The organism is Sphingomonas sp. LT1P40, assembly GCF_036663835.1.
Taxonomy (GTDB): Bacteria; Pseudomonadota; Alphaproteobacteria; order Sphingomonadales; family Sphingomonadaceae; genus Sphingomonas.
On the sequence record NZ_JAXOJT010000001.1, the window covers coordinates 1,115,102 to 1,132,931 of the forward strand.

Below are 17,830 nucleotides of genomic sequence, written 5' to 3' on the forward strand. Positions count from 1 at the left end.
CTGCGGTCAAGCACTCACCAGATGCGAACGCGCTTTGACGGTTCCAGATAGAGTTTAGCGCCCGGCTTCACGTCGAATGCGGCATACCAGGGGTCGAGGTTGCGGACGACCCAGGCGCGCTGGGTGGACGGGCTGTGCGGATCCGTCAGCAGCCGACCGCGCAGATTCGCTTCGCGGTAGTTGCGCCGCCACACTTGCGCCCAGCCGAGGTGGAAGCGCTGGTCGCCGCTGAAGCCGTCGATCACCGGCGCGGTCGCGCCGTTCAGCGAGTGTTTGTAGGCGTCATAAGCAATGGTCAGTCCGGCCAGATCGCCGATATTCTCGCCCAGCGTGAATTCGCCCTTCACATTCTCACCCGGAAAAACTTCGTAAGCGTCATATTGCGCGACCAACTGCTTGCTGGCCGCCTCGAACGCTTTGACGTCGGCGGGGGTCCACCAGTCGGACAGCTCGCCCTTCTCGTTATATTTTGCGCCCTGATCGTCGAAATGGTGGCTGATCTCATGCCCGATCACCGCCCCGATCGCGCCGTAATTCACCGCCGGATCGGCTTTCGGATCGAAGAAGGGCGGTTGCAGGATCGCGGCAGGGAACACGACCTCCATCATGCCGAAATTGGCATAGGCATTCACGGTCTGCGGCAGCATGCCCCATTCCCATTTACGCACCGGCTGACCGAGCTTGTCCATGCTGTACTGATAATCGAACTGGTTCGATCGGATGGCGTTGCCGAACAGATCGTCGGTCCTGACCTCCAACCCGGTATAATCCCGCCATTTGTCGGGATAGCCGACCTTGACGGTAAAGTTCTTCAGCTTGGCCTTGGCGCGCGCCTTGGTCTGCGGCTGCATCCATTCCAGACCGTCGATGCGGCGGCCCATCGCGTCGAGCACGTTGGCGACGAGCTTGTTCATCTCCGCCTTGTACTCGGCCGGGAAATAGCGTGCGGCATATTCCTTGCCCACGGCATCGCCCAGCGACCCCTCGGCAAAGCCGACGGCGCGCTTCCATCGCTCCTCACGCTGTGGCGTCCCCTGCAACGTGGTGCCGTAAAATGCGAAATTCTCGTTGGCGATGGCGTCGGGCAGATAGTTGGACAGACCGTTCAGGCTGCGCAGCAGCATCTGGTCCTTCAGCACTGCCAGCGGTGCCTTGTCCAGAATCTGCGCAATGCCCTTCACCGCGCTGGGCTGGCCGATCAGCACTTCGGTGATTTTCGGGCTGGACGCCTTCAGCATCGTCGGCAGGTCGAGCGTCGGGGTCGAGAACTGTGCGGTCTGTGCCAGCGTATATTTATTGTAAGTTTTGGTGGCATCGGACGCATCTTCGCGGGTCCACTGGACTTTCGCGATTTCGGTTTCCATCGCCATCACGGCCTGCGCACGCGCGGCGGCTTCTGCCTCGCCCGCCAGCGTCAGCATCCGTGTCAGATGCGCGACATAAGCGGTGCGGATCGCCACCATCTTGGGGTTGTCGAGCAGATACATGTCACGATCGGGCAATCCGGTGCCGCCCTGAAACATCGTGAAGATGTAATTTTGCGGCAGCTTGTCGTCCTGCCCGACATAGCCGCCGACGGGTCCGCCGACGCCGTTCTTAGCGGCTTCCACCACGAGCGCGGAATAGCCCGCCTTGTTCTCAAGCGCCTTGATCCGATTCAGCCATGGCTGGATCGGGGCCAGCCCCTTCGCCTCGACCGATGCGGTGTCGAGATAGCTGGAATAGGCACGACCGATCATGCTCGATTGATCGTCCTTCACCGCATCGAGAATGCCGCGCACGCGATCGTTCGACAGATCGCCGAGCGCGGTGAACATGCCGTAGTTGGATTTATCGGCGGGAATCGGCGTGTTCTTCGCCCAGCTGCCATTGGCATAGGCGTAGAAATCGTCGCCCGGTGCGACGGTCTTTTCCATCCCGGTTTCATCGAAACCGAAGCTGCCGAGCTGCGGTTTGGCGGCGGCCGGTGCCGTCGTTGGCGTGGCGGGTGCCTCTGCCGTCATGGTGGGCGCACAGGCGCTGGTCAGCGCGGTGCCAGCGAGAAGAGCGGAGACGAGGAAAAGACGCATCGGATCACCTTACACGGAGTCGGGATGCGCGTGACTTAATCCAATAATACGCCCGATCAAGTGTCGGCGGTTACTTTGGACGAACGGTCTTTGATACGCTTGCGCCATTTGCGCGCGATCCACAGCCGCCAGCCGACGACGCTGAGCAGGTAGCCCAGGATGGATGCGACGATGGTGATCGTCACCAAGCCGGTGATCAGCGACGGTCCCGCCTCTGACCACAGCCAGTTCAGCCAGCTGTCGTTGGCAACGTGGGTGGCGATCGGCTGCCCCGGCACCGTCGCGTCGAAGTGCAGGATCTTGCGCCCGACCCAATAAGCCGCGACCCACAAAGGCGGGGTCGTGAACGGATTGGTGATGAATGTGGTCAGCGCTGCCACCGGCACGTTGGCACGAAACGGCAACGCGAGAATGGCCGAGAAGACGATCTGCGCGACCGGGAGCATGATGCCGGTAATCATGCCAAGTGCCACGCCGCGCGGCACCGAACGGCGGGTGAAACGCCACAACTCCGGGGCCAGCACGCGGTGCGCAACGGGGCGGAGCCAGCGATTCTGCTCCATACCCTCCCGCGTCGGCATGTTCCGCTGCGCCCATGCGACGGCCCGACCCCAGATGGTCCGGTCAGCCACGGTCGCGCATGAGCCTTCCCTGTTCACGCTTCCAGTCCCGTTCCTTAACCGTCTCACGCTTGTCGTGATTCTTCTTGCCCTTCGCCAGCGCGAGCTCGACTTTCGCCCGGCCCTGGCTGTTAAAGTAAACGGATAGCGGCACGAGGGTCATCCCGTCGCGCGCCACCGCGCCATGGAACTTCTTTATCTGGCGTTGATGAAGGAGCAATTTACGGGGACGCTTCGGTTCGTGATTAAAGCGGTTGCCGTGGCTGAATTCGGGGATGTTGGCGTTGACCAGAAACACCTGGTCGTTCTTCACCTCGGCATAGGCCTCCGCAATCGACCCTTCGCCGCCGCGCAACGCCTTTACCTCGGTCCCCTGAAGCGCGATTCCCGCTTCATAGACGTCCTCGATAAAATACTCGAAGCGCGCGCGCCGGTTCTCGGCGACGATCTTTTTCTTGTCGAATTCTAGGGGACGGGGACGTGCCATGGGACGCGCGATGTAGGCGCGATCACGCCAAAGGGGAAGCGGACGGCTTCAGATAATCCCCGCCGCCGCCATCGCCGCATCGACCGCAGCCCTGCTCGCGTCGGACGGCGGGGCCATCGGCAGGCGCAGTTCGGCGGAGATGGCGGGGCGCAGCTTGTTGACGGCGTACTTGACCGGCCCCGGTGAGGCATCGGTGAACAGTGCCAGATGCAGCGCAAAAAGCCGGTCGTGGAGCGCCAGCGCGACGACCTCATCACCCTCCGCCCATGCCGCCTGAAACTGCGCGCACAGCTTTGGCGCGACGTTGGCGGCGACCGAGATGCACCCTGCCCCGCCCATCGCGTTGAACGCCAGCGCGGTTTCGTCATTGCCCGATAGTTGCGCGAAGCTGGCCCCCAGCGCTGCGCGATGCTTCGACACGCGGGTCAGGTCGCCGGTCGCATCCTTGATCGCGACGAACTTGCCGGGGAGGCTCTGCACGAGGCGGATGACTGTTTCCGGCTGGATGTCGGTCGCGGTGCGTGCGGGCACGTTATAGAGGATGATCGGCAGATCGCATGCCGCCGCCACTGCCTCAAAATGCAGGAAGATGCCCTCCTGGCTCGGGCGGTTGTAATAGGGCGGGACCATCAGCACCGCATCGGCACCCGCTTCCTTCGCCGCCTGCACGTTGCCGATGGCGACGCGCGTATCGTTCGATCCGGTCCCGGCGATCACCGGCACGCGCCCGTGCACCTGATCGGCACAGACGCGCACGACCTCGAAATGCTCGTCCTTCGACAGCGTCGCCGCCTCGCCAGTCGTACCTACCGGGACCAGCGCCGACGATCCTTCGGCGATCTGCCATTCGACGAAATCGCGGAATGCGGCCTCGTCGAAGCTGCCGTTACGGAATGGCGTGACCAATGCGGGGATGGAACCGGAAAACATGTGCGCCAAAATGCCCCAAATGTCGGAAATACGGGGTGGCCAATAGGGTAGCGACGCGTATCATGTCCACATGTTCGCATTTTGGTTCAGAACCGGCCTGTTGCTCGCAGGCGTGTCCGGCATCGCTGCCTCGTCCCAGGTCGTTCAGGACGGGGTCGAATGGTATCGAACGAAGTTCTTCGCGCTGGTCGGGCAGCAGCCCGCCTCCGCGTCGTCGCTGCAATATAATGTCAGCGAGTGGAAGCGGCTGCAACAGTCGGATCGCTATCCGTTCGGCGATTACGCCAATTTCATGCTCGCCCATCCGGGCTGGCCGGGCGAGATGGGGCGGCGTGCGGCGGCGGAGACCGCGCTGGGGTCCGGGCTTGAAGCGCCATCGCTGGTAGTGCGCTATTTTGATCGCTTCCCGCCGGTGACTGCTGCGGGTCGGGTTCGGTTCGCCGAAGCTTTGGCGATTTCGGGACGCCGTGCGGAGGCGGACGAGCAGGCTCGCAGGGCATGGCGTGCGGGATCGCTCCGCCCAGCGGACGAGAGCGCTGTGATTGGCAGCTTCCCCGGCGCGCTGTCGCCCGCCGATCACGACGCGCGAATGGATGCGCTGTTGTGGCAGGACGCGCGCACCGCCGCCGCGCGCCAGCTCGGCTTTACCTCGCCGCAGAACCGCACGCTGTTCGATGCGCGGCTGGCGCTGAAGGGCAATGCGCCGGATGCTTCGGCCAAGGCCGCGTCGGTCGAGGCGATCGGCATGCGCGACCCCGGCTTCATCGCCGACCGCGCAATGTGGTTTCGCGCGAATGGCAGTAGTCATTCTGCGCGTTCGCTCCTCGCCCGACCGCGCAGCCTTGCCACCCGTCCGGGCAATGTCGAGAAATGGTACGAAGTCCTCCTGATCAACGCCCGCGCGGCGGAGTCGGACGGGCAATATGGCCTGGCCTATGCCATCGCGTCGCAGGTCGATGACGCCTTTGCTCCCGGCACTGATGTATCCGACCTCGGCCTCGGCATACGCGACGATTATACCAGCCTGGTCTGGCTGGCCGGTACGGTGGCGATGCAGAAAATGCGCCGCCCCGCCGACGCGATGGCGATGTTCGACCGCTATTCGCGGGGCAGCCGCACCCCGACCACCCAGTCCAAGGGCATCTACTGGGCGGGCCGCGCGGCAGACGCCGCCGGGCAGCAGCCAACCGCGCAAGCCTATTACCAGCGCGCCGCCGCCTATTCCGATCTCTATTACGGCCAGCTCGCGGCCGAGCGCATGGGACTGCCCTTGCGCGCGCCACCCGCTTTCGACGGCACTCGCGCCACGTCCAGCGCGCGCACGGCGTTCTACAACCGCGAAGTCGTGCGCGTGGCCCAGATGCTCGGCACCACCGGCCAGTGGCAGGATCAGGGGCTGTTCCTGCGCCAGATCGCCGCGGACGCCACGACTGCTGAGGATCATCTGCTCGCGACCGAACTCTCCCGCAACATCGGTCGCCCCGATCTGGGCGTGATGGTCGGGCGCAGCGCGCTGCTCAACGGGCTGACCGACTATACCGTCGCCGGCTTCCCGACGGTGCGTGTCCCGGCGGGTGAGGAAAGCTATTTCACGATCATCCACGCAATCGCGCGGCAGGAGAGCCAGTTCGACCGCGCTGCCATGAGCCGCGTCGGTGCGCGCGGGCTGATGCAATTGATGCCCGGCACCGCGCGCGAAACGGCGGGCAAGCTGGGCCTCGGTTACAATTTGGCCGCGCTGACCACCGACACGGATTATAATATCCGGCTCGGCTCCAGCTATTTCCAGCGCATGCTCAGCTATTATGGGGGCAGCTATCCACTCGCGGTCGCCGCGTACAATGCCGGGCCGGGCAATGTGAACAAATGGATCCGCGCCAATGGCGACCCGCGCATGCCCGGTGTCGACATGCTCAACTGGGTCGAGGCGATCCCGATCTTCGAGACCAAGAATTACGTCCACCGTGTGCTGGAAAACGCCGTGGTTTACGACCTTCTCTACCCCCAACGCGCGCGGTCGCGCGGGCCAAACCATATCAGCTGGTATCTGGGCAAGAACCGCCCCGGATGATCGCGGTCGAGCCGTATCGGGAGGATCAGTTCGGTGAAGTCGATGCGCTGTGGCGTCTTATCTTCACCGAAGACCCGCCGCACAGCCATGCCGATGCGGCGATCCCGGCAAAGCTGGCGGTTCAGCGCGATCTGTTCCTGACCGCGACCGAACATGGCCATGTGCTGGGGACGGTAATGGGCGGTTATGATGGGCATCGTGGCTGGATCTACAAGCTCGCCGTGCACCCCAATGCGCGGGATTGCGGGATCGGCGAACGACTGGTGCGCGCGACCGAAGATCGGCTGACGGCGCTGGGTTGCCTGAAAATCAACCTGCAGGTGCGCCTGACCAATCAGGCGGTCTCCGCCTTCTGGAAGCGGATGGGCTATGACGTCGAACCGCTGATGAGCATGGGCAAGCGCCTGTCGTGAGCGAACCTCGCCCCAACTACATCACGCTGGCGGGCTACACCGTGCTCCGGACGGAATATGACGAATTGTTCGGTCAGGAGCGTCCGAAATTGGTCGAAACAATCGCCTGGGCGGCGGACAATGGCGATCGCAGCGAGAATGGCGATTACATCTATGGCCGCAAACGGCTGCGCGAGATCGACCGGCGGCTGGGTTGGCTGTCGAAACGGATGAAGGCGGCATATGTCGTCGATCCATCCGCGCAGGCGGATCGGACGCGGGTGTGGTTCGGCGCCACGATCACCATCGCGGACGAGGACGACCATCAGCGTGTGCTGACCCTGGTCGGCGATGACGAGGCGGATGCGGGTGCTGGTCGGATCGGCTGGAATGCCCCGATCGCCCGCGCGTTTCGCGGTGCGGCGGTGGGCGACATGCGGCGGGTCACTCTACCGGTCGGTGAGAAGGAATATGAAGTGATGGCGGTGAGCTATCCGGAACGATCCAAATGACCAGACATCGCATCTATTCGATCAGCGTCGCCAGCGTTTACCCGCACTACATCGCCAAGGCCGAGAAGAAGGGTCGGACGAAAGCGGAGGTTGATGAAATCTTTTACTGGCTCACAGGTTACAGTCAGGATACGCTGGAACACGAACTGGCGCAGAAAACAACCTTCGAGGACTTCTTCGCACAGGCACCTGCACTCAATCCGTCACGGTCGCTGATCACCGGCATGATTTGTGGCGTCCGCGTCGAAAATATCGAGGAGCCGCTGATGCGCGAACTCCGCTATCTCGACAAGCTGATCGACGAGCTTGCCAAGGGCAGAAAGATGGAAAAAATCCTGCGAAAGCCAAGGGATTAATGCGAAAAACTCGCCGTCAATCTCAACACGCCACCACATTCACCGCCAGCCCGCCCTGCGCGGTTTCTTTATACTTCGACCGCATGTCTTCGCCGGTCTGCCGCATCGTCTCGATCACCGCGTCCAGGCTGACGACATGGCTGCCGTCACCGTGCATCGCCAGATAGGCGGCGTTGATCGCCTTGATCGCGCCCATCGTGTTGCGCTCGATGCAGGGTATTTGGACAAGACCGCCGATCGGGTCGCAGGTCAGGCCCAGATTATGCTCCATGCCGATTTCGGCGGCATTCTCGATCTGCGCATTGCTCGCGCCCAGCGCCGCTGCCAGCCCCGCCGCCGCCATCGAACAAGCCACGCCGACTTCGCCCTGGCACCCCATTTCCGCTGCGGAAATCGACGCACGCTTCTTGTACAGAAAACCGATCGCCGCCGTCGTCAGCAGGAATATTCGCGCACCCGCCGGGGTCGGTGAGGCGCAAAACGTCTCGTAATAGCGCAGCACCGCCGGGATCACCCCCGCTGCGCCATTGGTCGGCGCAGTGACGACACGGCCACCCGCCGCATTCTCCTCATTCACCGCCAGCGCCCACAAACTCACCCAGTCGAACACCAAAGACGGATCGGAGCGCGGCCCGCGTGCCATCAGCCGGGCGTAGAGATCGCGGGCGCGGCGCTTGACCTTCAGCCCACCGGGCAACTCCCCCTCCCCGCGCATCCCGCGTTCGATGCAGGCCGACATCGCGCCGCGCAGCGAATCGATAAAGGCGTCGGTCTCGGTGTCGTCGCGCCATGCCGCTTCGTTGGCGCGGACGATGTCGGCGATGCTCTTGCCCTGTGCCTCGCCCACCGCCAGCAGTTCCGCGCCGGACGAGAAAGCGAACGGCAGCTTCACATTGGTCTGTGGCGGCTCGCAGCCACCCTCGACCACCGCGCCGCCGCCGATCGAGTACCAATAGGTCTCATACGGCTCGCCACCATCATAGTGCGCGACGAAGCGCATGCCGTTCGGGTGCGACGGCAGGAAGCGGTCTTCGCGGAAGATCAAATGCGTGCCCTCGACGAACGGCACGGGCACATGCCCGCCCAGCGACAGTCGCGCCTCCGCCCGGATCGTCGCGACGATCGTCGCCACCGCATCGGGATCGACCGCCTCGGGCCGATGCCCGGCCAGCCCCAGCATCACCGCCGTATCGGTCGCATGCCCCCTGCCAGTCAGCGCCAGCGATCCGAACAACTCGCACGACACCGACACCGGCACGCCGCGATCCAGTGCCGCCTCGGCAAAGGCAAACCCCGCACGCATCGGCCCCACCGTGTGCGACGATGACGGCCCGATGCCGATCGTGAACAGATCGGCCAGACCGATCGTCGCCTCGACCCGTGAGCGTGGGACTGCTGGTGAACCGTCGAGCATTTGCCCTTATTCGGTCGGCGCGACGCCCGGTGCAAGCCGGATGTGCAATTCCTTGAGCTGCTTGTCGCTGACATAGGACGGTGCCTGCATCATCAGATCCTCCGCCTTCTGGTTCATCGGGAACAGGATGACCTCACGGATGTTCGGCTGATCCGCCAGCAGCATGACGATGCGGTCGACGCCCGGTGCGGAGCCACCGTGCGGTGGCGCACCGAACTTGAACGCGTTGATCATGCCCGCGAAATTGCTGTCGACATCGGCCTGGCTGTACCCGGCAATCTCGAACGCCTTGTACATGATCTCCGGCCGGTGGTTCCGGATCGCGCCGGACGACAATTCGATGCCGTTGCAGACGATGTCATATTGCCACGCCAGAATGTCGAGCGGGTCCATGGTCTCCAACGCTTCCAGCTCGCCCTGCGGCATGCTGAAGGGGTTGTGGCTGAAGTCGATCTTGCCGGTATCCTCGTCCGCCTCGAACATCGGGAAATCGACGATCCAGCAGAATTCAAAGCGCGACTTGTCGATCAGCTCCAGACTGTCACCAACGCGCGAACGGGCCAGACCGGCCAGCTTGGTCGCCTGCGCTTCCTTGCCCGCCGCAAAGAAGATGCCGTCGTTCGGACCCAGGCCGAGCGCGTCGGCGATGGCCTGCATCCCCTCCTGCCCGTGATTGTTGGCGATCGGCCCGCCGAACACGCCGTCCTTCTGCGTGGCATAGCCCAGCCCGGGGAAGCCTTCGGACTGTGCCCAGCTGTTCATCTCGTCGAAGAATTTGCGGCTCTTCTCCGCCGTGTTCGGCGCGGGGATCGCGCGGACGACGTCGCCCGCCTCGACCATCGATGCAAAGCGCCCAAAGCCAGAGCCTTCAAACAGCTTGCTCACATCGGTTATCAGGAGCGGGTTGCGCAAATCGGGCTTGTCGTTGCCGTATTTCAGCATCGATTCACGGTAGGGAATGCGCTTGAACGGCAGAGGGCTGACAGTACGTCCCTTGCCCTGCCAGTCGGCGAATTGCTCGAACACGCCATGCAGCACCGGCTCGATCGCCGCGAACACGTCGTCCTGTGTGACATAGCTCATCTCGAAATCGAGCTGGTAAAACTCGCCCGGCGAGCGGTCGGCGCGGGCATCCTCGTCGCGGAAGCATGGCGCGATCTGGAAATAACGGTCGAACCCGGCCACCATCAACAGCTGCTTGAACATCTGCGGCGCCTGCGGGAGCGCATAGAACTTGCCGGGATGAACGCGGCTGGCAACCAGATAATCGCGTGCGCCTTCGGGCGACGATGCGGTCAGGATCGGCGTCTGGAACTCGGTAAAGCCTTGGTCGATCATCCGCTTGCGCAGCGAAGCGATGACATTCGATCGCAGCATGATGTTGGCGTGCAACTGCTCACGACGCAGGTCGAGGAAGCGGTTGCGAAGGCGGATTTCCTCGGGATATTCGGCGTCTCCGAACACCGGCAGTGGCAGCTTCTCGGCGCTCGACTGAACGACGATCGATTCGGGAAACACCTCGATCTCGCCCGTCGCCAGCTTCGTGTTCAGCGTCTCCGCCGACCGTGCCGACACCCTGCCCGTCACCGTGATGACCGATTCGGGACCGGCGGCATCGACGATCGGGAACAGCTCGGACCCAGTCTCCACCACGACCTGCGTAATTCCGTAATGATCGCGCAAATCGATGAAGAGCACGTTGGCATGCTCGCGCGTCCGGTGGATCCAGCCCGACAGGCGGACGGTTTCACCAACCTGGGCGGCGGCGAGCTGGCCGCATGTGTGCGTGCGATAGGCGTGCATGGTTCGGTTTTCTTCTTTTGAACGACAAGAAATTATAGGGGCGGCGCATCCTTCCCATACACCCCTTTGTCAACCCGCGCACACGCGGCTATGGGCCTGCGATGCATATTCACGACCTGATCTCGGACTCGGCCAGCCTCGCCAATCTCTGTGCCCGCCTCGCGCAACAGCCGTTCATCACGGTCGACACCGAATTCATGCGCGAAAACACCTTCTGGCCGGAACTTTGCCTGATCCAGATCGCCGACACGAACGAAGCGGCGGCGATCGACCCGATGGCGCCGGGAATCGACATGACCCCCCTGCTCGACCTGATGGTCAACAATGAGGACGTGCTGAAGGTCTTTCATGCCGGCGGGCAGGATCTGGAGATCGTCTATAACCTGACCGGCAAGACCCCCCACCCGCTGTTCGATACCCAGGTCGCGGCGATGGCGCTGGGGCAAGGCGAGCAGATCGGCTATTCCAATCTGGTCGAAAATTATCTGGGCATCGTGGTCGACAAGGGCGCGCGCTTTACCGACTGGTCGCGCCGTCCGCTCGATAAGCGCCAGATCGACTATGCGATTTGCGACGTCACCTATCTTTCCGAAATCTTCCCCAAGATGCTGGAAAAACTGCGCAAGACCGGGCGCGGCGACTGGCTGAACGAGGAAATGGAGCGGATCGCCGATCCGGAGAATTATCGAAACGACCCCGAACAGGCATGGCAGCGCATCCGCATTTCGAGCCGCAAGGCGGAAGTGCTGGGTCGGCTGAAAGCGCTGGCGAAATGGCGAGAGCTGGAGGCGCAGGGCAAAAATCTGCCGCGCGGGCGGATCGTGAAGGACGAAACGATCGCCGACCTCGCGGGCAATCCGCCGCGCAAGCAGGCCGATCTGACGCGCGTGCGCGGCCTGTCGGCGGCATGGGGGCATAACGATATCGGCGGGCGGCTGATGGCGGCGATCGAAGGCGCGACGGCGATGTCCGCCGACGAAATGCCGACGCGCGACGACCGGAAATTGCCGCTGGGCAAGGAGGGGTCGCTGGTCGCCGATTTGCTCAAGCTGCTTTTGAAGATTCGCTCGCGTGATATCAATGTGGCCTCGCGGTTGCTCGCCCGCTCGGACGAGCTGGAGGCGCTGGCGGCTGGGCAACGCGAGGGGCTCGCGATCCTCGAAGGCTGGCGGTTCGAGCAATTCGGCCGCGACGCGCTGGCGCTGGTCGAGGGTCAGCTTGGGTTCACCGTCCGCGGGGGTAAACTGAAAATGACTCGCACCGAGGAGCCGACCCCATGATCCGCTTCACCCTTATCCTGCTTCCCGCCGTTCTTGCTGGCTGCGTGACGTTGCCGACGCCGCTGCCCGGGCCGGGGGCGGGTGTCCGCTGCAATGCCGATCGGGTTCAGCCCTTGGTTGGGCGCGAAGCGAAGCCACAGGTCGTGGCGCGAGCGAAACAGCGTTCGGGCGCACGCCTCGTGCGGCTCATCAAGCCCGACATGGCGGTAACGATGGATTTTCGGTCGGACCGGCTGAACCTTGAGCTGGACAATGTGAACACGATCAAGGCGGCGCGCTGCGGTTAAACCTCCACTGCCGCGATCAGCGCCACGGCTCCGGCCAGCGCGCGATGGCGCTTCTCGACCGCCTCGCCATAGAGCGCAGCGTCGTCGCCTTCGAGCCGTAACACCAGTTCCTCGTCGACGACCTCCAGCGATGAGCGTCGCAGCGGCCCCGCGACGCCGCCGCTTAGCCGTTGGCCCAGCCGCATCGCCAGACCCCAGAGTTTGGCGTGCTCCAGATCGTCGAGGCTGGCGAGTTGTCCGATCGGCGGTGGCGATTCGAACCCGCCGCCAAGCGACGTGAACAGTGCCTGCGCGATCAATGCCCGGCCACGCGCGTCAACCCCGACCCAATTGCCGTGCATCGCGATTTCCATGCCGCGCTCCGCCCGAAATTCCGGGTTCGCGCGCCAGCCGACATCGGCGAGCAGGCACGCGGCATGCCGCAACCGCACCAAATCGGGCGTGTCGTCGGCAAACAATGGCGCGATCCAGCCGTCGAGCAGATCGCCATGCTCGGGAAACCGACCCGATCGCCGCGCTTCGTCCCGCGCGGCTGCGATCAGCGGATCTTCGCGGCGTTGCTCGATCGTCAGGTCGCCGAATAACAGCCCTTCGCGCAGTCCGAATGCGGACGCGACGGTGGCGCTGCTGCCCAGATGCTTCATCAGCACCGCCAGCAGGGCAGCGGCGTGCTCCAGAGTCGGGATACGTCCCGACGACAGGTTCGGCACGGCGCGGATCTTGCCCTTGCCCAACTGCGCGATCGTGCGCTGAAGCCGCGTTACCGTCCCGGCCGGCATGGTATATTCGTGGATCACCGGCAGCGGGTACCCCGTCAAATACATATCGAGCCGCGCCAATGCTCGCCACGACCCGCCAACGAGGTAAAAAGGCAAGTCATTGCCCCGCCCCGTCCAGCCCGCTTCATCGAGGAGCTTTGCCACGGTGCGATCGAGAACCCCCTTCCCCTTTGCCCGGATCGCGCCCAGCCGCAACACACCGAGCGGAAACGATACGCGATCGGTCACCGTTCCTGCGACGACGCGCACCAGTTCCAGCGATCCGCCGCCCAGATCGCCGACGATGCCATCCGCGTCGGGGATGCCGGACAGCACGCCGTAACCAGCCGCCAGCGCCTCCGCCTCGCCCGAAAGCGTTTCGACTTCCAGCCCCAGCGCGGTTGCAATCGCGATCAGCTTGTCGCCGTTCGAGGCATCGCGGACGGCAGCGGTGGCGACGGTGCGTAGTGTGTCCACGCCCATTTCGCGCGCCAGACTGCCGAATCGCGCCAGTGCAGTGGTCGCAGTGGTCAGCGCTGCCTCGTCGATAATGCCCGTTTCAGCCAGCGATCGGCCCAGCCCCGCCATCACCTTTTCATTGAACAGGATCGCGGGCAGCCGCGCCGCGCCGTCATAGACGACCAGGCGGATCGAGTTTGAACCGATATCGATGATGCCGGTGCGGCGCGACACCGGGGCCGGCGTCTCGCGCGGCTTGCGGAACAACAGGGTCGCCACGCTCACCCGCCGCGCTCGGCGCGCCAGCGCCGCAGCGACAGTTTCGGCACGGCTTCACTGGTCGCCAGTGCCGCGCCACGTCCGGACAGCGATGGATTGGTCATGAAGTAACGGTGGAGGTTGAACGGCTTCGGGCCGGGATCGTCGCGGATATATCGGCCATCGCTTTGCAGCTCCCAGCTTTGTTCGGTGTCGATCAGATTGGCGACGATGACCTGATCCAATATCTGGTCATGCACCGTCGGGTTCTCGATCGGTAGCATGAACTCGACGCGACGGTCGAAGTTTCGTGGCATCCAGTCGGCGGATGAGATGAACAGCCGCGCACCGTCGTTCGGCAGCGCCTTACCATTGCCGAACGCCCAGATGCGACTGTGCTCCAGAAAGCGCCCGACCACGGATTTCACCCGGATATTGTCGGACATCCCGGCGACGCCGGGGCGCAGACAGCAAATGCCACGGATTATCAGGTCAACCTCGACCCCGGCATTGCTGGCCTCGTACAGTTTCTCGATCAGCGCGGGATCGACCAGCGAGTTCATCTTTGCCCAGATCGCCGCAGGCTCGCCCGCCAGCGCATTAGCGATTTCGTCGTCGATCAGTTCGGCCAAACGATCGCGCAAATGTCGCGGCGATACCGTCAGTTTTTCCAGATCCTGCGGCTCGACATAGCCGGTGACGTAGTTGAAGATTTTCGCCGCATCGCGCCCGATGCGCGGATCGGCGGTGAAGAAGCTGAGATCAGTGTAAATTCGCGCCGTCACCGGGTGGTAATTGCCAGTGCCGAAATGACAGTAGGTACGAAACTCGTCGCCCTCGCGCCGGACCACCATCGACACCTTGGCGTGGGTCTTCCACGTGGTGAAACCATAAATCACCTGCACCCCCGCCCGCTCCAGTGCGGAGGCCCAGAGCAGATTTTGCTCCTCATCGAAGCGCGCCTTCAGTTCGACGACGGCGGTGACCGATTTGCCCGCCTCGGCGGCGGCGATCAGCGCCTGAATCACGGCCGATTGCTTGCCCGCGCGATACAAGGTCTGCTTGATCGCGATAACGTCCGGGTCGCTTGCCGCCTGTTTGAGGAAGGCGAGCACAACGTCGAACGTCTCGTAAGGGTGGTGGACGACAATGTCCTTCGACCGGATCGCCGCAAAGCAATCGCCGCCGAATTCGCGGACGCGCTCGGGAAAGCGCGGGGCGTAGGGGGTGAATTTCAGGTCGGGCCGGTCCTCCTCGACGATCATCGCCAGATCGCCGACGCCCAGAAACCCGCCGGTTTCGGTCAGGATCGCTTCGCTGCCGCCCAGCTCCTCTTTCAGCACCGCTTCCAGCTCGGGCGCGATGCCGTCTTCCATCTCAAGCCGGATGACGCGACCGCGGCGGCGGCGCTTGATCGCGGTGCGGAAGTAGAGGACCAGATCCTCAGCCTCCTCCTCCAGCTCGATATCGCTGTCGCGCAGCACGCGGAACGTCGCCGCACCGCGTTCTTCGAACCCCGGAAACAGCAGCCCGGAATAGCGCCTGAGCAAGGTCTCGATCGGCACGAACCGCGCCTTTTCGCCGGGAATCCGCACGAAGCGCGGACTCGCTGGCGGCAGCAGGACCAGTTCGCGGACCTCTTCCCCATCCGACTTGCGGATCAGGTCGAAGATCACGCTCAACCCTTTGTTGGGGATGAACGGGAACGGGTGCGCGGGATCGAGCGCCTGTGGGGTGAGAATCGGAAAAATCTGGCGGCGGAAATGGTCCTCGACCCATTCGGCAACCTCACCGGTGATCGCGTCGGCATCGAGCACCTCGACCGCGCGCTCACCAAGTTCGCGGCGGATATCGTTCCACACCGCCTGCTGGCTGTCGACCAGATCGCTGGCATCCTCGACGATCGCTGTCAGCTGTTGCGCCGGGGTCAGTCCGTCGGCCGAATGCGCCTCGACCTCCTGCATTTGCTGTCCCTTAAGGCCAGCCACGCGAACCATGAAGAATTCGTCGAGGTTGGAGCCGGAGATCGACAGGAAGCGCAGCCGTTCGAGCAAGGGATGTGCGGTGTTGCACGCCTCCTCCATCACCCGCCGGTTGAAACCGAGCCACGACAGCTCGCGGTTGAAATAGCGCGCGCCGGTCTGTCCGGCAGGGTCGGTGGCTTCCAGCTTGATTTGCGCGCGGCTCGACATGAATCCTCGTCTATTGGAGCGCGCCCGGCTCTTTCAACAGGCCGGACGCAGTCAATGTGGCCCGCGCCGCCGGGATCGACAAGCGCCGGTTGCGGCGGCGGCTGGCATCCTCCTCCAGCGCTTCGCCCGTGCGCAGGATCGACAAATAGCTCCGTTCGATCCGGCGCATCACCCATGCCACTACATCGGGGACTGCGACAAGTTCGTGACGGTCGAAAAACTGGCGCAAGATATCCGCCGCCAACGCATCGTCGGGCTGCTCGATCCGCGCCACCGGGCTGGTGTTCAGGCGGGATCGCAGATCGGGCAGTTTCACCGCCCATACCGGCGGCGCGTCGTCCGCCACCAGGAACAGCGGTCGCCGCTCTGCCTGTGCCGCGTTCCACGCATGGAACAGCGTGGTTTCGCTCTGCCGGTCGGCCTCGTCGATCATCGTGCCGCCGGTACGCGCCACCATCGTCCGCGCGAGCAGACTGCGACCCGATTTGCGCGGGCCGGTGATGATCGCCGTCATGACCGGCCAGGTCGCCGTGTGCTCCAGGATATGGACGGCGCGCGCATTGCCCTCGCCAATCAGGAACCTGTCCTCACGCGCACCTGCCGGACGGTCGAGCGGCAGTGGAAGCTGGCTCATCCGTCGCTGCTGTTTCCGGCTTCCGCGGGAATCGGCGACGATGTCGGGGCTGGAGCGGGAGCCGGTGCGGGTGTCCCGCCGCCACGGCGCACGCGCAGCACGCCCGCCCCCTCCTGCACCTGCCAGCCCCGCGCTTCCAGCGCGGCACGCAACGACGCCTGACTACCCTCATAGGTCACACGCATCAGCGAAACCCCGCCCAGCGCGGTGCTGGTGGTCACCGCCGAACTGACGCCCGGCACGGACTGCATCGCAATTTCGCCGCTGGTCAGCGCCGCCACGCTCGGCGTGTCGAACTGGATGGTATAGGCCGCGCCCGTCGCCACCAGCGGCGCATCGCTGGTCTCGACCGCGCCTTCCTCTTCGCCGGTCTCCTCGACGGGAACCTCCGGCCGGGGCGGTTCGGTAATCAACAGCCGGTCAGGCTTCAGGATGCCAGCGCGCAAGGCGTCCTGATACGCCTTGTCGATCCGCTGGATTCCCGCGTCGATCAGTGCAGGCAACGCGTTGCCGTCGTTCACCCGCAACACGAACTGCGCAAGCGTTCGGTTGTCCGGCCCATGTCCCGCCGTGAACACGCCGACGATCGGCCCGCCGGGGTAGCTGCGGCGCAGCTCAACCGTCGGCACCAGGATATCGCTCGCGCCATATTGGTCGATGATTGCGCGCCACCACCCGCGTCCGCGCCGCTGAATCTGCCCGGCGTTTATCAGCAGCCGGTCCGGACCGGTGCCGCCCGGCCGCACATAATCGATCGCACTGTTGCCGGTGCGGAATCGCTTCCACCCCTCGTTGAACGCACTGTCACCCTCGAACACGCGGTGCACGCCGCCCGAAACCTGCACCGGGATCAGCAGCATCGGCGGCGATCGCAGCACTTGGCCGCCCACGCCCAGCACCGACGCCGCACGTCCGCGATCGAACAGCACGCCCAGTCGCGCGACATAGCGATTGGGTCCGATCTGCTCCTTCTCGACGATGATTCCGGTGACCATCGCGTCGAGCGCCGAATCGGATAGCGACGAACCATGGCCCGCCAGCCGCTGTGCCAGCATGCCCCACGCCTTGCGCTGCGCCAGCCGCCAGCCGCCCATCCGTGCCGCCTGGGCATTCGCGCCGCGCACATCGACCTCGACGCCGCTGACCTCGAAACTGCCTGAACTGTCGCCCGCGTCGCGGCTCTGATCGGCTTTTGCCGCGCCTTTCCCGGCCTGAGCGACCGCAAAACCAGCCGTCGCCAACAGTGCGAGCGCGGCGGTGGCGGCAAAGACGGGGGAAAGGCGTTGGCGCATCTGGCGGCCCTTTTGG

At 64.1% G+C, this 17,830-nt stretch carries 16 protein-coding genes; 6 read left to right on the forward strand and 10 right to left on the reverse strand.

Annotated elements, in window-relative coordinates:
• Positions 1-14: 14 nt before the first annotated feature.
• The 4 genes from U1702_RS05495 to dapA are packed head-to-tail and all read right to left on the reverse strand — an operon-like array spanning position 15 to position 4,106.
• A complete protein-coding gene (locus tag U1702_RS05495; protein ID WP_443026805.1) occupies positions 15-2,069 on the reverse strand; it encodes a M13 family metallopeptidase in 2,055 nt (684 codons plus the stop codon).
• A 56-nt stretch (positions 2,070-2,125) separates the two neighbouring features.
• Positions 2,126-2,650, reverse strand: a complete 525-nt coding sequence (locus tag U1702_RS05500) for a DUF2062 domain-containing protein (protein ID WP_332724585.1) — start codon at positions 2,648-2,650, stop codon at positions 2,126-2,128.
• A 43-nt stretch (positions 2,651-2,693) separates the two neighbouring features.
• Positions 2,694-3,176: an SsrA-binding protein SmpB gene (gene smpB, locus U1702_RS05505; protein WP_332722768.1), complete on the reverse strand. Its 483-nt coding sequence runs from the start codon at positions 3,174-3,176 to the stop codon at positions 2,694-2,696.
• Between the two features lie 48 nt (positions 3,177-3,224).
• The gene (gene dapA / locus U1702_RS05510) at positions 3,225-4,106 is read right to left on the reverse strand and encodes a 4-hydroxy-tetrahydrodipicolinate synthase (RefSeq protein WP_332722770.1); all 882 of its coding nucleotides are present in this window, start codon (positions 4,104-4,106) and stop codon (positions 3,225-3,227) included.
• Positions 4,107-4,176: 70 nt separating this feature from the next.
• Here dapA and U1702_RS05515 point away from each other — a divergent pair, with 70 nt between their 5' ends.
• From U1702_RS05515 to U1702_RS05530, 4 genes are read left to right on the forward strand one after another with little or no spacing between them, the layout of a single operon-like run.
• Complete coding sequence (locus U1702_RS05515; protein WP_332722772.1) at positions 4,177-6,177, forward strand: lytic transglycosylase domain-containing protein; 2,001 nt, start codon at positions 4,177-4,179, stop codon at positions 6,175-6,177.
• Entirely contained in the window at positions 6,174-6,590 is a 417-nt protein-coding gene (locus U1702_RS05520; protein ID WP_332722774.1) for a GNAT family acetyltransferase, read from the forward strand. The genes U1702_RS05515 and U1702_RS05520 overlap by 4 nt, the downstream gene beginning before the upstream one ends.
• Positions 6,587-7,081: a GreA/GreB family elongation factor gene (locus U1702_RS05525; protein WP_332722776.1), complete on the forward strand. Its 495-nt coding sequence runs from the start codon at positions 6,587-6,589 to the stop codon at positions 7,079-7,081. Before U1702_RS05520 ends, U1702_RS05525 begins: the two co-directional genes overlap by 4 nt.
• Positions 7,078-7,437, forward strand: a complete 360-nt coding sequence (locus tag U1702_RS05530) for a DUF2200 domain-containing protein (RefSeq protein WP_332722778.1) — start codon at positions 7,078-7,080, stop codon at positions 7,435-7,437. The genes U1702_RS05525 and U1702_RS05530 overlap by 4 nt, the downstream gene beginning before the upstream one ends.
• Before the next feature lie 22 nt (positions 7,438-7,459).
• Here U1702_RS05530 and U1702_RS05535 read toward each other — a convergent pair whose 3' ends face one another.
• Positions 7,460-8,851, reverse strand: coding sequence for an L-serine ammonia-lyase (locus tag U1702_RS05535; protein ID WP_332722780.1), 1,392 nt, complete (start codon positions 8,849-8,851; stop codon positions 7,460-7,462).
• A gap of 6 nt (positions 8,852-8,857) precedes the next feature.
• Complete coding sequence (gene aspS, locus U1702_RS05540) at positions 8,858-10,654, reverse strand: aspartate--tRNA ligase (protein ID WP_332722782.1); 1,797 nt, start codon at positions 10,652-10,654, stop codon at positions 8,858-8,860.
• 101 nt (positions 10,655-10,755) lie between these two features.
• Between aspS and rnd the strand changes: the two genes are divergently transcribed.
• A complete protein-coding gene (gene rnd, locus U1702_RS05545; protein WP_332722783.1) occupies positions 10,756-11,934 on the forward strand; it encodes a ribonuclease D in 1,179 nt (392 codons plus the stop codon).
• Positions 11,931-12,221: an I78 family peptidase inhibitor gene (locus tag U1702_RS05550; protein ID WP_332722784.1), complete on the forward strand. Its 291-nt coding sequence runs from the start codon at positions 11,931-11,933 to the stop codon at positions 12,219-12,221. Before rnd ends, U1702_RS05550 begins: the two co-directional genes overlap by 4 nt.
• Here U1702_RS05550 and U1702_RS05555 read toward each other — a convergent pair.
• From U1702_RS05555 to U1702_RS05570, 4 genes are read right to left on the reverse strand one after another with little or no spacing between them, the layout of a single operon-like run.
• Entirely contained in the window at positions 12,218-13,717 is a 1,500-nt protein-coding gene (locus U1702_RS05555) for a Ppx/GppA phosphatase family protein (RefSeq protein ID WP_332722785.1), read from the reverse strand. The two genes, U1702_RS05550 and U1702_RS05555, sit on opposite strands and share 4 nt — an antisense overlap.
• Before the next feature lie 2 nt (positions 13,718-13,719).
• A complete protein-coding gene (locus U1702_RS05560) occupies positions 13,720-15,888 on the reverse strand; it encodes an RNA degradosome polyphosphate kinase (RefSeq protein WP_332722787.1) in 2,169 nt (722 codons plus the stop codon).
• Positions 15,889-15,898: 10 nt separating this feature from the next.
• A complete protein-coding gene (locus tag U1702_RS05565; RefSeq protein ID WP_332722789.1) occupies positions 15,899-16,522 on the reverse strand; it encodes a P-loop NTPase family protein in 624 nt (207 codons plus the stop codon).
• Positions 16,519-17,814 (reverse strand): heavy-metal-associated domain-containing protein, encoded by a 1,296-nt coding sequence (locus U1702_RS05570; RefSeq protein ID WP_332722791.1) that lies wholly within the window; start codon positions 17,812-17,814, stop codon positions 16,519-16,521. Before U1702_RS05570 ends, U1702_RS05565 begins: the two co-directional genes overlap by 4 nt.
• Positions 17,815-17,830 lie beyond the last annotated feature (16 nt).

Bases quoted from the DNA above. Each gene is read 5' to 3' on its own strand.
- U1702_RS05495 (WP_443026805.1), bottom strand. From the start codon at position 2,069: ATGCGTCTTTTCCTCGTCTCCGCTCTTCTCGCTGGCACCGCGCTGACC.
- U1702_RS05500 (WP_332724585.1), bottom strand. From the start codon at position 2,650: ATGCCGACGCGGGAGGGTATGGAGCAGAATCGCTGGCTCCGCCCCGTT.
- smpB (WP_332722768.1), bottom strand. From the start codon at position 3,176: ATGGCACGTCCCCGTCCCCTAGAATTCGACAAGAAAAAGATCGTCGCC.
- dapA (WP_332722770.1), bottom strand. From the start codon at position 4,106: ATGTTTTCCGGTTCCATCCCCGCATTGGTCACGCCATTCCGTAACGGC.
- U1702_RS05515 (WP_332722772.1), top strand. From the start codon at position 4,177: ATGTTCGCATTTTGGTTCAGAACCGGCCTGTTGCTCGCAGGCGTGTCC.
- U1702_RS05520 (WP_332722774.1), top strand. From the start codon at position 6,174: ATGATCGCGGTCGAGCCGTATCGGGAGGATCAGTTCGGTGAAGTCGAT.
- U1702_RS05530 (WP_332722778.1), top strand. From the start codon at position 7,078: ATGACCAGACATCGCATCTATTCGATCAGCGTCGCCAGCGTTTACCCG.
- U1702_RS05535 (WP_332722780.1), bottom strand. From the start codon at position 8,851: ATGCTCGACGGTTCACCAGCAGTCCCACGCTCACGGGTCGAGGCGACG.
- aspS (WP_332722782.1), bottom strand. From the start codon at position 10,654: ATGCACGCCTATCGCACGCACACATGCGGCCAGCTCGCCGCCGCCCAG.
- rnd (WP_332722783.1), top strand. From the start codon at position 10,756: ATGCATATTCACGACCTGATCTCGGACTCGGCCAGCCTCGCCAATCTC.
- U1702_RS05550 (WP_332722784.1), top strand. From the start codon at position 11,931: ATGATCCGCTTCACCCTTATCCTGCTTCCCGCCGTTCTTGCTGGCTGC.
- U1702_RS05560 (WP_332722787.1), bottom strand. From the start codon at position 15,888: ATGTCGAGCCGCGCGCAAATCAAGCTGGAAGCCACCGACCCTGCCGGA.
- U1702_RS05565 (WP_332722789.1), bottom strand. From the start codon at position 16,522: ATGAGCCAGCTTCCACTGCCGCTCGACCGTCCGGCAGGTGCGCGTGAG.
- U1702_RS05570 (WP_332722791.1), bottom strand. From the start codon at position 17,814: ATGCGCCAACGCCTTTCCCCCGTCTTTGCCGCCACCGCCGCGCTCGCA.